The organism is Plesiomonas sp. PI-19, from assembly GCF_021368255.1.
GTDB lineage: Bacteria > Pseudomonadota > Gammaproteobacteria > Enterobacterales > CAMTGL01 > Plesiomonas > Plesiomonas shigelloides.
The window spans coordinates 2,241,278-2,256,791 of record NZ_JAJNMQ010000001.1; the positions used below are offsets into that span (position 1 = coordinate 2,241,278).

General features: G+C 53.8%; 12 protein-coding genes. All 12 read right to left on the minus strand.

Features of this window, described 5'->3' with window-relative positions; genetic code table 11:
• Window positions 1-127: 127 nt before the first annotated feature.
• Window positions 128-2,329 (minus strand): immunoglobulin-like domain-containing protein, encoded by a 2,202-nt coding sequence (locus LQ901_RS09980; protein WP_064977366.1) that lies wholly within the window; start codon window positions 2,327-2,329, stop codon window positions 128-130.
• Window positions 2,330-3,207: 878 nt separating this feature from the next.
• The gene (gbpA, locus tag LQ901_RS09985) at window positions 3,208-4,632 is read right to left on the minus strand and encodes an N-acetylglucosamine-binding protein GbpA (RefSeq protein ID WP_233672232.1); all 1,425 of its coding nucleotides are present in this window, start codon (window positions 4,630-4,632) and stop codon (window positions 3,208-3,210) included.
• Between the two features lie 709 nt (window positions 4,633-5,341).
• The gene (gene gspM, locus LQ901_RS09990; RefSeq protein ID WP_233672233.1) at window positions 5,342-5,923 is read right to left on the minus strand and encodes a type II secretion system protein GspM; all 582 of its coding nucleotides are present in this window, start codon (window positions 5,921-5,923) and stop codon (window positions 5,342-5,344) included.
• Window positions 5,923-7,230: a type II secretion system protein GspL gene (gene gspL, locus LQ901_RS09995; protein WP_233672234.1), complete on the minus strand. Its 1,308-nt coding sequence runs from the start codon at window positions 7,228-7,230 to the stop codon at window positions 5,923-5,925. Before gspL ends, gspM begins: the two co-directional genes overlap by 1 nt.
• The gene (gene gspK, locus LQ901_RS10000; protein ID WP_233672235.1) at window positions 7,227-8,402 is read right to left on the minus strand and encodes a type II secretion system minor pseudopilin GspK; all 1,176 of its coding nucleotides are present in this window, start codon (window positions 8,400-8,402) and stop codon (window positions 7,227-7,229) included. The genes gspL and gspK overlap by 4 nt, the downstream gene beginning before the upstream one ends.
• Complete coding sequence (gene gspJ, locus LQ901_RS10005; RefSeq protein ID WP_233672236.1) at window positions 8,399-9,031, minus strand: type II secretion system minor pseudopilin GspJ; 633 nt, start codon at window positions 9,029-9,031, stop codon at window positions 8,399-8,401. The genes gspK and gspJ overlap by 4 nt, the downstream gene beginning before the upstream one ends.
• 44 nt (window positions 9,032-9,075) lie before the next feature.
• A complete protein-coding gene (gene gspI / locus LQ901_RS10010; RefSeq protein ID WP_233672237.1) occupies window positions 9,076-9,552 on the minus strand; it encodes a type II secretion system minor pseudopilin GspI in 477 nt (158 codons plus the stop codon).
• Window positions 9,553-9,555: 3 nt separating this feature from the next.
• Window positions 9,556-10,116, minus strand: coding sequence for a type II secretion system minor pseudopilin GspH (gene gspH / locus LQ901_RS10015; RefSeq protein WP_233672238.1), 561 nt, complete (start codon window positions 10,114-10,116; stop codon window positions 9,556-9,558).
• Window positions 10,117-10,575 carry a type II secretion system major pseudopilin GspG gene (gspG, locus tag LQ901_RS10020; protein ID WP_233672239.1) on the minus strand — a complete coding sequence of 153 codons (459 nt, stop codon included), beginning with the start codon at window positions 10,573-10,575 and terminating at the stop codon, window positions 10,117-10,119.
• Window positions 10,576-10,623: 48 nt separating this feature from the next.
• On the minus strand, window positions 10,624-11,898 hold the full coding sequence (gene gspF, locus LQ901_RS10025; protein ID WP_233672240.1) for a type II secretion system inner membrane protein GspF: 1,275 nt from the start codon (window positions 11,896-11,898) through the stop codon (window positions 10,624-10,626).
• A gap of 5 nt (window positions 11,899-11,903) precedes the next feature.
• On the minus strand, window positions 11,904-13,481 hold the full coding sequence (gene gspE / locus LQ901_RS10030) for a type II secretion system ATPase GspE (protein WP_233672241.1): 1,578 nt from the start codon (window positions 13,479-13,481) through the stop codon (window positions 11,904-11,906).
• Entirely contained in the window at window positions 13,474-15,471 is a 1,998-nt protein-coding gene (gene gspD / locus LQ901_RS10035; protein WP_152136087.1) for a type II secretion system secretin GspD, read from the minus strand. Before gspD ends, gspE begins: the two co-directional genes overlap by 8 nt.
• Window positions 15,472-15,514 lie beyond the last annotated feature (43 nt).

Sequence of the window (15,514 nt, forward strand, 5' to 3'; positions counted from 1 at the left end):
TAACAAGAGCTGTTTGCTTTCAATTTCATCAGATACTCATACTGCGCGTATAAAAAGGGGCAGCCGAGCTGCCCCGATATGTCGATGAATATCGCGATGAGATAATCAGATTAGATAACGCGATGGATTACAGGCGATCCCACGCATCACCCCAAGCGCTGCCGCTGCCTGGTGCATAGTGCGCCGGGGAGCTGCCACACCAGCCGCTGTACGGCCACGGTTTGCACTCATAGTTCGCACCGCCATTGCTCACGCGATCGCCCGCTTGGTAGGCATTACCGGCCACATAGGCTGGGTAATCGCCCTCACCGCCACCGCCTTGGTTGTCTTCGCTCAGGGTCACGGCATGACGCTGTACCACCGGCTGTTGACCTTCGGCCTGACCTTCAATCACCAGCTCATAGCTGCCCGCCGTGGCATTGCTCACCGCCAAGGTCAGTGCGCTGTTACCGTTAACCAGCGCATTCACCGCGCCAAATGATTGGCCGTTTTGCTGCAGGCTGGCGGCAATTTGGACCGGGTTTTTGGTGGCCAGATTAAAGCGAATGCTGACTTGACCGTTGACCAAGGTGTAACGGGAGTCGAAGTTGCTGAGGGTGAAATCGCTGCTGCCGGTTACCGGAGGCGGAGTTACGCCGCCGTCACAATCACTGTCACCTTGCAGACGCCAAACGCCCCACTCTCCGGTCGTGCCCGGCTCGTCACCCTGCGTCCACCACTCGGCGCGCCAGCTCTTGCCGTTGTGGCTCACCAGATCGCCACCCACATAAGTCGCAGTGGCGCTCCAACCGTTAGTGCACACGCCGCCGCTTTCTTTCACGGTCACGTTACGCGCTTGCGTCACGGTCTGACCGGCGCTATCGCTCACTTGGTAGGTCAGGGTGTAACGGCCGACGGTGTTGCTATCTACACTGCCGCTCAGTTTGATGTGAGAGGTCAGATCGCCATCTTCTTCATCCTGCGCGCTCACGCCTGCCAATGGATCAAAGGCGGTGCCGAGGATCAAGGTGGTGTCGGCAATACCACTGAAGGTTGGCTTCATGTTGTAAACTTCAACCGTGCGCACTTGCTCGGTCTGGTTGTTGTCGCTGTCGCTCACTTTGTAGATCAGCGGGTACAGGCCGATACGCTGCGTATCCACTGAACCTTCGACGCGGATCTGCGCGGTCAGATCGCCGTCTTCGCGATCGCTGGCGCTAACGCCGCGCAGTGGATCAAACTGCGCACCTTGCTTGATGCGGATGTCGCTGATGCCGGAGAAGATTGGCTTGCCGTTTTCTACCGGTGGCGGAGTGATGTCCTGACCATGAATGAACGGGCCGTAGTTCTTAATGAACGACTCGTTATACGTCTGACCGGCAGCATTGCGCCCCATATCCCAGTTAATGGACCACGTCATCACCCCACGCAGTGGCTGACCTTGGCTCTTCAGACGATTGAAGGCGTTGTACAGCTTTTGTGGCTCTTGAACGTAGCCGGTTGCCGCGGCATCAATGTTGGTTGGAATACCGAACACCAGTTTGTCGTGTGGAATTTTGTAAAAACCGCGCGAGCCGTTGCTCAGAGAGTCCGCGATGTAGTAGATGAACTCTTCTTTCAGCGCGTCATTGTTCTGGGCAATCCAGCCAATACCATCGATGTAGATCCCATCGCCGCCTTGGTTGTAGAACTGCGGGTTGATCCAATCGTAGTAGCCTTCCAGATTACGGATGTACGGAATATACGCACCGTTGGTGGTCAGATACGGGAACTCTGGCGCCATAGTGATCAGGAAGTTTTTACCTTGAGCGCGGTAGTGGTCTTTGACGATACGCAGCGCTGCTGGGATCACAGTCTGGTTGTCGGCAGCGGTGATCGCCGCTTGTTCCAAGTCGATATCCAGACCATCAAAGCCATAGGTTTCCACCTGACGGATTATTTCATCTGCAAACGCCTGCTCTTGGCCTTTACGCAGTTCGATGTGCGCATCAGCGCCGCCCAGCGCCAGCAGTACCGAGCGACCTTGGCGGTTCAGTTCAGCAATCTGTGCGATGAACTCGCTTTCACTCATGCCAACAGCCGGATCCAGCTTAAACGTCGGGATCGGATCGCTGCCGTACACTTTCATAAAGGAGACATCAACCACGTTGTACTGTGGGTTGACTTGATCAAGCTTCACACATGGCGCAATACCGCCTTTGTAACCGGCGCCATCACACCAGTTATGCCAGTAACCCACCACCACACCGGATGATGGATTAACCATTGTCTGACCGGCATTGGCCGCATGCAGCATTGGGCTACTCACGCCAATCAGGCAGCCCAGCAAAGATAGTTTCAGCTTGTTCATTATTTCTCCCATTTATGCGTTAACAACGCCTTACCAGCAAATACTCAAAACTCATACATACGCAGTGCAACGCCCCTAAAACGGTGTGCGGTACACGTGCGCTGTAATTGGTACAAAATTCTGTGCAATTCGTTCTATCCCCTTCCTACTTGAAGCTGCAGCGGTGTTGGCTACGTTCGTTCACCCCAATCACATATTTCCTATGCTCATGGGGATTCACTCACGTACCGCCTACCTGCAACTTCAGGTTGTTTGGGTATATACAATATTGAACAACACGGATAGTCATCACCGGTTGGGCGATTGACCTACGCGCGAAAACTTATTTACGCCGCGCTCGCTTACACCCAGCGCGACTATTTTTTATTCATTGTTGTTGTGGTGGCAGATTTAAAAGAAAAGCGCTGTTTTTTCATTCTTATTATGTGCTGCGCATCTATTTTAAATGGATAAAACACACTTATTTCTGCCGCCATGACTTTTAAAGCGACAATATTATGACGACATTAATTTGACGAGCACGCTTCTGAATAAACGTGCAAATATATTACCCACAGACTCTTTGATTTCAGCACGTACTTAAAGTAAGTGTCAATGAGTTATATCTATTTAGCATTAATAAACAAAACCACCGTTCGCTTTATCCATACAAACAAATTTTAATGTCATACAATTTACGGCATTAAATAAATCCTATATGCAACTTACTGGCTATCTTTTTAATTAACGCATTTTATATAACAATGAATAACCCAATACGCATTTAATGGCATAAAAAAGTAATAAATAACGCCGTTTAAAAAGCCCTGTTAAGACAGGGCTTTTTTAGGTATTACTCACTTTATGTAGTGATAATTGAGTCTAATTCGCCAGTCGCGTTATTTTTTCTCAATCCACGCATCTTGCCAGTGTGAACCGACGCCCGGCTCATAATGGGTTGCAGTTTCGCTCCACTGCGTGCAATAGCCACTGTATGGGAATGGCTTACACTCATAGACTTTGCCATTTTTCGGCTGCAGCACCGTTGTACCAGCAGTATAGGCTTTGATGGACTGCGGGAACGTAAACTCATACTCACCGGATGGTTCGCCAGTTTCTTCCGCCTTCAGCATAAAATCAGCGCTTTTTTGCAGCACTTTTTGTTCTTTATTGCTGGCTTTAACCACCAAGCGATGATGACCGGCCTGCGCATCTTGCACCGCCAGCGTGACATTACGCGTGCTGTCTTGCAGATCAAACGCTGTGAACGCCTGTGCCACGCCGCCATGATTATAGATAGTCGCCTGAATCGCTAAATCGCCAACCGCACGCACGTCAAAGCTAATACTGGCCTTACCTTCGCTTAAGGTATAGCTCTCTTGCAGGCCGCTCAGCTCAAGATCCAGTGGCAACGCACTTTCATCCTTAATGATTTCAATCTCAACTCGCTCCAAACCGCTGTCTTTCTTGGCATAGACGGTATTTTGGCCATAAGCCGGATTGATATTGCCCTGCGCATCTTTCTGGCCAGCCTGATACAGGGGCTGGCTGCTATTAATCGCTTTCGACAGTGCGTAAGCCCACTGATTTTTCTCGCCTTGCTCATTTGAGGCGATGGTCAGCGTGGTGGACAGCGCATGACGCTCACCTTGGGCATCAAACACGCGCGTTTTGACTTTATCGCCAACGCTCAGATTGACGCTTGGATAGATGGTACCCACGTTTTCCCAGCCAAAATCAGGGATTTCGCTGTTATCGTCGTCAAACATCACGTCAATCATGTTATAGAAACTGTTGACGGTATCACCCACTTCCCACACCGCCAGAATGACGTGGTAACCGCTACGCTCAGGGATCACGATGTCATGGCTAAATTGCTTCGGCGGCTGCTGCATATCACCGCTATGAACCGCAAACGGTGTTAATTCAAATGCATCGCGGGTCAATGGCGCATTCTGATCCCAGTTCGGTTTGGTGATGTAATAACGCCACTCGCGCGTCACGTGGTTGGCGGTAAAATTCCAGCGAATGGTCTGCTTACCGCTTTTAATCGGCGTTTTACTCCAGCGAGTGCTGGTTTGCGCATCCAGCTCGCTAAATTGCACCAAGCCCGCGCTCGCCAGTTTGCCATCCGCAGGGCCTGCTAACGGAAAACCATCTGGCCCTTCAATACTTTGTGGCTCCCACTGCACTGCGCCACAGTCACTGTTTAAGCCGGTTTTACAGGCGTAGCCACGTGATTGTGGCGCTTCCACATAACCGTGGGCCCAAGCCGTCGAGCTAAACGCGGCGATTGTTAGCAATGCAATTTTAGTCAGTTTCATCATAGTTCCAGTTTAGAGATAAAAAACAGCGCAGAAGCGATGCTGCGCCAAAAAAGACCACCTCGGCGTGATACCGCTGCGGTCAAAAACGTTGATGCACTCCCTAAGAGGGATTTATTAATTTTTTTATTTATATCCGCGATTATTTATATCCACGCCACGACACGGATATCAGCATTGATGCATATCAATAATAAATCAGCGCTGTTACTCATCCTCCACCATGCAATACGCAAAGCGGATAAACTTAATTTATATTTGGATTTAAATCTATCGTCTGCGCTTGATATACATCAGACAATTTGGTGCACTAACTGGTCGCTTTAATGATCAATTTAATTATTTCATTAAGCAAATAGAGAAATTCGACAATAAACCGTCAAACCAAAACGCAAATAACGACAATATATTGACCCGCAAACTCAGAAAACAGTCAGAAAATAGAGTGTGCGTTAAGCATGCAAATAGACTTCTCATTTTATTGGCATTTGAGCACAGGGGTAAATGGGCTGTCAATAAAGCTTAGATGACGTTTTCATTAATTCGTAATATCCACTAATCAAAATAGATTAAACACTCTAAATAGAACGCATTCAGATTAGCCTCTCTGAAATTAATCGCACAAATCACGGTTTATTTCTCACCGAATTTTGTTTTGCATACCTCTAATTAGGTACTATTGAGTTAGATATCTGAGTGTCGATTAAAATTATGCCAACTCCAAATTCAATACGCGCACCTGCCCCGGCATCATTTCGGCACTGACATCCAAGAAACGCACTTGGATGCCAAACTCATCATGTAGCGTATTAAGCCATGCCAGCAAACTGTTAAAACTGAGCGGGTTGATGCTCAGTTGAATGCTATCGTCTTTATTCACTATTCGCGTTACCACTATCTGGTGCTGCTGCGCACTTTCACTGATCACCTGTGCAAGTGAGCCTTGTGGGCGAGCGGGCCCCGCCTTAGGTTGCGCGTTACGGTGTGCCAGTATCTGCGGCTGCACCACTTGCATGCGCGTTAATAAGGTTTGCTGCTGCTGCAATTGACTGCGCTCGTGCTCTAACGCTTGCTGCAACGGTTGCCAAATGCCCCAGTAATATCCGCCCACCAGCAATGCAACACTGGCCAGGAGCACGAGGCGTTTTTCACGCGCTGAGCGCGCATGCCAATAAGGGGCCATCCGCAGCACTGCCATGCTGACCACTCGAGTATAAGCATGACGCAGTGAATCAAAGCCTGACCCCTGTGCCGCCAGCCGCTCTGATAGGCTAGATAGATAACCGCGCATTAGGCTTTTCCTCCGCGTAAAATAAATTCGCCACTTACGCCACCACTTACGCCACTGCTGCGGTTAACGCTGCTCTCTTGCGCCAGTGGGCTTAACTCCACCGAAAAGTGCGTTGCCAGCTGACGGCGCAGCGTATCAAAATCGGAAAAACTCCCTGCTCGCAACTTTAAACGCACCTCTTGGCGCGGCTGATCAAAGCGCAAGTTAAGTACACTCACTGGCGTAGCGAGCGCGGCGCTGTCTAATGCCTGCGCAATGGTCGGTAGCAACACCAATAACTCCTGCGTACTGCTCGCTGATTGCGTTTCGCGCAGCGCAGCGTTGAGTTGAGCGCGTAAATTGACGATCCGTTTTTGCTCAGGGAATAACTGGCGGAACTGCTGCTCAGCTGCCTGCCGCGCCTGCGCGCTTTGCTGCGCCACACTCCATAGCGCCACCGCTCGCTCAACGGTCAACAGTGACAACAGCAGCGCCGCCGTAAACGCCAACGGCCGCCAGCGCCGCCACTGACGCCGCACATCCGTACGTAAACGCCAGCGGCCAGTGAGCAACGTCGCGTTACTGGCGATAGCCGCACTGGATGTGGTGAGCACTAATGTATTGATATCTTTAACCGTCAGCGTATGTGCATCACGCGCTAACTCATCACCGGTTAACGCCGTTAATAAAGCCGGATAGTCAGTTAACGGCTGCGCGCTAAAGACTTGCCACTCTGGCGCACGTGACTCACCACGCGCCATCTCATCATGGTTGCTATCCGCCTGCAGCAATACGCTCGCCAGCGCCATATCGGTACTAAAACCGTGCCAGCCCTGCTGATGACACAGCACGCGATCGGCGGCGATCAGCAAGCTATTTTCCGGCAATGCAGCCCAATCGGGTAACACGCGTGCCGAGGTGATGTTTGCCTTCGCCAGCCAATCGACAATCTGCTGCATGCGCCGATGTTCAATCACTGCCACGCTGGCCTTATCGCCTTGCAGCTGTAGCAAACTACAATGCAAAAGCTCGATATCTTGTGTCAGCTCTTCTTCCAGCAAGGCGGGTAGCACTTTATCGGCTTGGCGCTGCGCACCTTTTGGCAATGTCACCGACCAGATACTGACCCACTCGCCGGGGATCAACAGCTGAACAGTGGTGTTTGGCGTGACTAATGCGGCTACACTCTCGAGTTCAGCATGGCCAAACTGACCTTGCTGATTGGGGGTTTGCGCTAACGCGCCAGAAGGCGATTCTAAAGCAACGCACTGCCAGCGGATCGGCTGCTCGGCGCTGACCGGCAACAACAGACTCAGTAACTCACTCACTCCAAATCTCCTTGCTGATGCCACAGCACATAAAACCCTTGTTGATCCGAGGCCGAACGGCCAATCACCGCTTCACTGTCACGGCGCACGCCGTTCATCTCAATGCGCACTGACAGGCGAAAATAATCACTGCTCACCGTCAGCAAGGTTTTTAGCCGCTGCTTAACGGCGCTATCGACATCGGCCAGCGCCGGTGTTTGTAAAAAGGCCGCAACGCTTCCCCAACCTTGCTGCGGACGCTCCCGCAAGATTTGTTCCGCCTGCATACGGCTTAAATAAGGGGTAAACACCGCTTCAAGCAGCGGCGCGTTATCCTGACCCAAGGTGTTGACGTTAATACGTAAATTCTTCTCGGGGATAGTGCACAGCACTGGCGCGACACGCTGATACAGCTCAGCATCCATCCCCTGCACCGGACGTATTTCGCTTACATCGGTCAATAAACTATTGGGCGGATAAAAAGGCAGATCGCGCGCTAGATATTCACCGTCTTCTCGCCCTTGGGCGGTTTGCACCACGGAGTCAGCGTCAATAAATTCCCATAAACTGTCTGCCAACAGCTCGGCGCGGTACTCCGGCACATCCTGACTTTTAAGCAGTGCCAATAATTGGCGGACAACCAACGGCGTGCCGTTTTGCGCTGCACTTTCCCGCGTTGGATGTGCGGGCGCTGGATTTTCAGGTACTGAATTTCCCGGCTCGCCGTTTTCGGGCTCGGTATTTTCCCCGCCGCTCTCACCGGTATTAGATGACGAGCCTGACGTTTGACCGGCCAGCAAGATTTGCGCTTCATGCAGCGCATTAAGGTTAAAGCAGGCCTGTAAATCAGACAGCGCAAGGCTCACGCGCCCTTGTGGTAGCGCAAAGTGCAAATCCTCTTGCGCCCAGGCTTGTGACAAATTCACTGTCGGCTCAAGCCCCACGCTATCGCGTAACAGGCGCAAGGCCTGACTTTCGGCCGCAGTCGTCAGCCACGGCAACCCTTGATATTCTTGCTGATGCAAGGCGAGTCCGATTTGCTGCTGTATCCGCCCACTCATGTTAGCGGCCAGCAGCGTCATGACGGCGAGCAACACCATCACAATCACCATCGCCATACCACGCTTAGGTGGCTTAGGTGGCTTAGGCGGCGGAGCCAGTCGACGCGGCACATTAGCCAGTTTTCGCTTCATGCCCGCCCTCCACGGCCAGAGGGCAATAGCGCGCCGCGCAGTAACCACACGCGCTCAATGGTGCCTAATTGCGGGAAATCGAAAGTAATGCGGATAGCCTGCGGAATCGCTTGTGGACTGCTCCACTGTCCACTCCAACGGCCATTATCATAAAACTGTACGCGCAGGGCATTCACCGGTGCTAACACCTGCACTTGCGGCGTCACGCGGCTATCCAGATCGGTTTGCGGCCACAGCCAACGCTCTAACTTACCCTCGGAGATTCGGTAGCCAACTTGGGTAAAGTGGCTGCGCGCCTGCATCATGTGCGGATTGACCACCCCACCTCGGGTAAAACGCAGCCCGACACCTTGCGAGTCCAGGACACCATTGCCCACCAGCAACGCCGCTTCACGCCCAGCAGGGCCACTGCGCACCGTTTTGGGGATCATCTGGGTTAAATCATGAGTCAGGTACTGCATCATCTGCTGCAATGCCTGCAACTCGCTATGCTGCTGCTCGCTAATGCTATCGGCTTGCATCACACCGCTCACCACCTGCTGACTCATCACGCTCAGCATGGCAAAAACCGCAATCGCCACCAGCATCTCCAGCAGGGTAAAGCCTGCGGCGGGAATTCGCGTAGACATACCCGTCCTGCGATGAGAAGAGACTGTCACCCGAGTCGCCCTCATTAACGCAGCTCCGTCAGTGGTGCTGGCAACCAAATACGGCGCGTGACCAGCAACGCACTAAAATCGGCTTTGCGGCTGATCTCAATATCCATCGCTTGCAGCGTTCGATTATCACCCTCTACCGCGCGGGTACGCCAATACCAAGGCTGGCCGTCCACCACGGTTTCCCCTTGCTGGGTTTGATAGGCCAACGCACTCTCGCGGCTTCCGGCTTGCAAATAGAGCAAGGCACTTTGATTGTCGGCCAGCCAGTCACCCAGCATGCGCTCTTTTAAGCGCGCTTGGTGCGACAACGTAGTGCCCGACACCTGCATCACCGTTAGCGACGCCATGGCAAAAATGGCCAAGGCGATCATCACTTCGAGCAGGGTAAATCCGGTCTGCGGACCTTGCATATGAATGCTTCGACCATAAATGCGGTGACCTAAAGGAGTCGGATTAAAAGGTGTCGGATTAACCTGACGCATATTCGCCATGACTTATCCCCCCACCGTACATTCGATCAACTGCGGCGACTGCCCGGCACTAGCACTGACTTGCCAACAGGCTGATGGATAGCTTTGCACAAAACGCAAACTAAATGGCCGCTCCAGTTGATGCTCGGCAAACACCAGCTGCGGCGGGCGCTCAGCGCTGTGGCTTTGCATCTCCAGCTCAATGTCATGCAGGCTCAAACGTTGCTGCTGCAAATCCAAATCACCGGCGCGGGCAGAAGGCAGCGCTGCCAGCTCTAATTGACTGCGCACCTGTGGCGGCAAAGTGACCTGTGCACTCTGGCGAGCACGCGACTCCGGCTGCCACTGACCTTGCCGGCGCACCATCAGCTGATAACCATCAGGCTCCACTCGCACGCCCACCATCTCGCCACTGACCAAGGCTTCATCACGCAAGCGCATCCACTGCGACCAAAAGGTGGCCGCAGCACCATGCGCGACGGGCTTGGCGCCACTTGAAAGCGTTGGCACAATCATGCTGGTGACAGTGCCGAGCAGCACTATCACCAACATCATCTCGAGCAGAGTAAAGCCGCGCGTCACCACTTACTTATGCAGCTCCTGCATGTTCCAATTGCCGATATCCACGCCATTACCTTCACCACCCTCGACGCCATCAGCGCCCAGTGAATAGATATCCATCTGACCGTGCTCGCCCGGGCTTAAGTACTGATATTCGTTGCCCCACGGATCGGTTGGTAGACGTTTGATATAGCCATTTTCACGGTAGCGACGCGGCTGCGGCTCACCATCCGGCTTGCTGACCAACGCTTGCAACCCTTGCTGGGTGCTCGGATATTGGCCGTTATCCAGCTTGTACATATCCAAGCTGTTTTCCAGCGCGGTTAAATCACTGACCACTTTTTGCTGATCGGCGCGCTCTTTATTACCGAGCAAATTGGGCACCACCAAACTGGCCAGTACGCCCAAAATCACAATTACCACCATCACTTCCAGCAAAGTAAAACCCGCTTGCGGCGCGCGTTTGACAGACTTTGAATACATGCGTTATCTCCGTGAGTTAGATTTTGGCCACTTACGCGCCAACCACACTTACATCCCAACCATGTTGTTGAGCTGCAACATCGGCTGCAAAATGGCGATGACAATAAAAAGCACCACGCCCGCCATCAGAACAATCAGCAAAGGCTCAAACACCCCCAGCGCAATCCCGACTTGGGTATCAAATTCGCGATCTTGGTTATCCGCAGCCTGCGCTAACATCGGCTCTAGCTCGCCGCAGCGCTCGCCTGAAGCGATCATGTACAGCATCATTGGCGGGAATAAGCGCAGCTCGCCGAGCGCAGCGCGCAAACTACTGCCTTCGCGGATCCGCTCAGCAGCAGAAAGAATTTGCTGTTCGATATGGCGATTGGCACACACGCTGGCGGCAATACGCACGCCATCGAGCACCGGAATGCGGCTTGCGGTGAGAATGCTTAAGGTGCGGGCAAAACGCGCGGTATTCAGGCCACGACTCACGCGCCCAATCACCGGTAAACGTAAAATGAAGCGATCCCAACGCAGGCGCAGCACTGGCTTTTGCAGTAAACGCTGCATCAACACGGCTAACGCCAGCAGTGAGATCAAAAGCGGTAACCCCGCCACCAGTACGCCATCGCTTAAGCTCATCAATAAGCGAGTGGAAGCTGGGAGCGCCTGCCCTAAATGCTCAAACTGCGCCACCACTTTAGGCACCACCGATGAGAGCAAAATGCCAATCACGCCGATGGCGACTAAGGTCAGCATCAGTGGATAGAGCATTGCCTGCAGCAAGCGGCTTTTCATGCGCTGTTTTTGTTCGGTGTAATCGGCCAAACGCAGCAACACGCGCTCTAAGTGGCTAGACTTTTCCCCTGCCGCCACCATCGAGCAAAACAGGGAATCAAACACCTGTGGATGTTCACGCAGGCTGTCTGACAGCGTAAACCCCTCTTGGATGCGGGCACGTAAACTGAGCACCAGTGTTTTAATATGCAGCTTTTCACACTGTTCGCTCACCGCCTGTAAGCACTCTTCCAGCGGCATCGCCGCTTGCACCAAGGTGGCCAATTGACGAGTCAACAGCGCCAAATCCGCCGAACTGACCCGCCGCTGCAACCAGCGCCGTGCGGAAGCTGCGCGCTTCCCCGTGTTTACACTGCCCGCCGCATGTCCTACCGTAGTCGAGCGCGGCGCAGCAGCTGGCGTGTCTACCGCCCACACTTCCACCGGCAGCAAATCTTGCGCACGCAATAATTGCCGCGCATGACGGGGAGAGTCAGCCTCGGTCATCCCTTTACGAGTGCGCCCCGCAGCAGTTAAAGCCTGATAACGAAATAACGCCATCGCGCTTATCCTTCCTGTGTCACGCGCAACACCTCATCGAGCGAGGTGTCACCCGCCAGCACTTTTTGTAAGCCGTTACCCCGAATTCCGGGGCGCAGGGCGCGTAGATGACTTTCCATCTGCGGCTCACCGGCGCGCTGATGGATCAAAATGCGCAGCGCCTCATCCACCACCATCAATTCATGGATGCCAGTACGGCCGCGAAAGCCTTTGAAATTGCATTCTGGGCAGCCTTCGGGGTGAAAGAGCGTGATAGGACTAGAGTCATCCGGGCGGATGCCGAGCAAACGGCGCTCTTCGCTATTGGCTGGCGCGGCGCGCCGGCAAGCCGGACACAAGGTGCGCACCAGACGCTGCGCCATTACGCCGAGCAAACTGGAGGAGAGCAAAAACGGCTCGATGCCCATATCTTGCAAACGGGTGATCGCACCCACGGCGGTATTGGTGTGCAGAGTCGACAGCACTAAGTGGCCGGTCAGTGAGGCTTGGATAGCGATCTCCGCCGTTTCGGTATCGCGGATCTCGCCCACCATCACCACATCGGGGTCTTGGCGCAAAATCGCGCGCAGGCCGCGAGCGAAGGTCATGCCGACCCGACTGTTCACTTGGGTCTGACCAATACCTTCAATGACATATTCCACCGGATCTTCCACCGTCAGAATATTGCGCGCCTGATCGTTCAGCTCCTGTAAGCCTGCATACAAGGTGGTACTTTTCCCCGAACCGGTAGGGCCGGTAACCAGAAAAATACCATGCGGACGATGCAGCAACGTGCGCAGTTCATCCGCCATCGCCGGCTGCATGCCAAGGTGCGCCAGTGTCAGGCGAGACTGATTTTTATCGAGCAAACGCAAGACGATGCGCTCACCCCAGGTGGAAGGCAGCGTAGAGACTCGCACATCCACCGCGCGGCCACCGAGCAGCAATGCAATCCGGCCATCTTGCGGCACCCGCTTTTCAGCGATATCCAGCTTGGCCATCACCTTGATGCGCGAAACCAGCAGCGAAGCCAAGCGCCGCCCCGGGCGCAGCACTTCATGCAGCGCGCCATCAACCCGAAAACGGATGATCAGGCTTTTCTCGAATGTCTCGATATGAATATCCGACGCGCCCTCTTTGATAGCTTCGGTCAGCATGGCGTTGATGAGCTTGATCATCGGTGCATCGTCGGCGCTTTCCAGCAGATCTTCCGTTTCCGGCATCTCTTCGGCCAGACTGAAAAAATCATCGTCCGCGCCAATGTCTTCCATCAACTGACGGCGCTCAGATGAGTCGCGCTGGTAAGTTTGCTCCAGCAACAGCTCCAACTGCGCCTCATCCACGTGCTGCAAAGCAAAAGGCGTATCCAAGCCACGGCGAAGCTCGAGCAACACCGCGCGCGACAAGGGATGCACGTGATACAGCGTTAAGCCATGCGTATTTTCTGCATTAGGCACTGCCAGTAATTGCCAGCGGCGAGCGTAGCTATAGGGTAAGCGCGGCGCACGCTCGGTCGCAGAGTTCGCCCCCAGAGCTGTGCGTTGCTCCGAGTCCAGTTCAGCGCCCTGTTCAGTCACCCGCTCAGCCGTTAACCGATTAGCCATGCGGAGCTTTCCCGAGCTGTAAGAAGGCTTGTACTTCCACCGCCACCGGTTGCTGGCCATAGGCCGGCAAAATCGGCTGCGCGGTTTGTGGCATCAGGCTCAAACCTTGCTCATCACGGTAGATTTGCTCGGCGCGGATATAGTTGTATTTGCGCTGGGAAATGCCGTCCGCCGCCAGCCCGTTACGTAAGATGGTGGGTCGGATAAACACCATCAGATTGCGTTTTTCTTTTTTATTGGCGGTGGATTTAAACAGATGGCCCAGCAGCGGAATATCGCCCAGTAAAGGCACTTTCGCGACACTTTCGCCGGCCTGATCATCAATCAAACCGCCCAGCACAATCAGCTCACCATCATCGGCCAACACTGTGGTTTTCAGCTTACGCTCGCCGAACACCACATCCAGATTGGTCTGGCCCTCCACTTTGGAAACTTCCTGCTCAATCACCAACTGCACCGCATTACCTTCGTTAATCTGCGGCGTAACTTTAAGCATGATGCCGACTTTCTTACGCTCGACGGTGTTGTACGGATTTTTATTGTCCGAGCCGGTGGTAGAGCCGGTTAACACCGGCACATCTTGCCCGACCATGAAGAACGCTTCTTGGTTATCCAAGGTGGTAATACTTGGCGTGGAAAGCACGTTGGATGACGAATCGGCCTTCACTGCCTGTACCAGCGCCATCCAATCGCCTTTCACTACGCCCACCGCCGTGCCGCTGTAACCGGCCAGCAGCTGGGTTAACGCCGACAGATCCCCCTCTTTATCGGGGTTAATGGTGGTCGCGCCATTTTCACTGATGATGGTGGAGCCTTTTTGCGGCTGGGCTTTCGACAGCGCGCCGACCAAAGATCCGATAGGGATCTGGGTGCCATTGGAGAACTGCATCAATCCCGCATCTTTGGACGCCCATTGCACGCCAAAGTTGATGTTATTGCCTTCGGCCACTTCCACGATCAGCGCTTCCACATGCACCTGCGCGCGGCGTACATCCAGCTGGGTGATCACGCTTTCCAGCGAGCGCATAATGTCTTGCGGCGCGGTGACAATCAGCGCATTGCTGGTTTTGCTGGCCGCGATCGACACCACATCCTGACGGCTACGCACGCCCGCTTGGCCTTCCCCTTGCGCCGCTTTCAACGAACCGCTGACCTGATTGAGCACTTCAACCAGATCTTCGGCTTTACTGTACTTGAGGTAGAACACCTGACTGTTGCCACTGCGCTCCATTTCAGAGTCGAGTTGGCGAATCAGGCGCTTCATTTTGTCGCGGATTGCCGGATCGCCGCTGATCACCAAACTATTGGTGCGCTCATCGGCCACCACTTGCGATTTCATGCTCGCCGGTTGGCTGTCTTTGCTATTTTTGGTCAGATTTTCCAGTACGCGCGCGATTTCGGAGGAGGAAGCATGCTCCAGCGGGATCACCTCTTCGGATTTATTCCCGGCTCGATCCACCCGTTGGATCACCTCGGTCAAACGCTCCACCACCGCCGCGCGGCCAGTCAGCATAATCACGTTCGACGGATCGTAATTGACCACGTTGCCGGAGCCCGCGTTATCAATCATCTGGCGCAAAATCGGTGCCAGCTCGCGTACCGACACATTGCGCACCGGCACCACACGCGTGATCAACTCATCACCCTGATAATCATCGCCCTGTTCACCCAATACCGGCAGCGGCTCGGTTTTCGCCACATTCGACTTCACCACTTTCAGCACGCCATTATCCAGCGTCACCACCGCGTAGCCTTGCGACTCCAGCACATTCAAAAACAGCTGGTAATACTGCCGCTCATTAAGCGGCGTCACGGTGCGGATACTGACTTTGCCTTTGACATCCGCGCCCATGATGATGGTTTTATTCAGGTTGCGGCCACTGGTCTCGATAAAGGTTTTGAGATCGGTGTCTTTGAAATTGGCGCTGAACTCTTCGGCCAATACCACCTGCGGGCTCAGCGTTGTGCCGACTAAAGCCAAACACAACATCAAGGCCGCCGGACGACGCCAAAAAGTGCGTGCAGCACGAGGG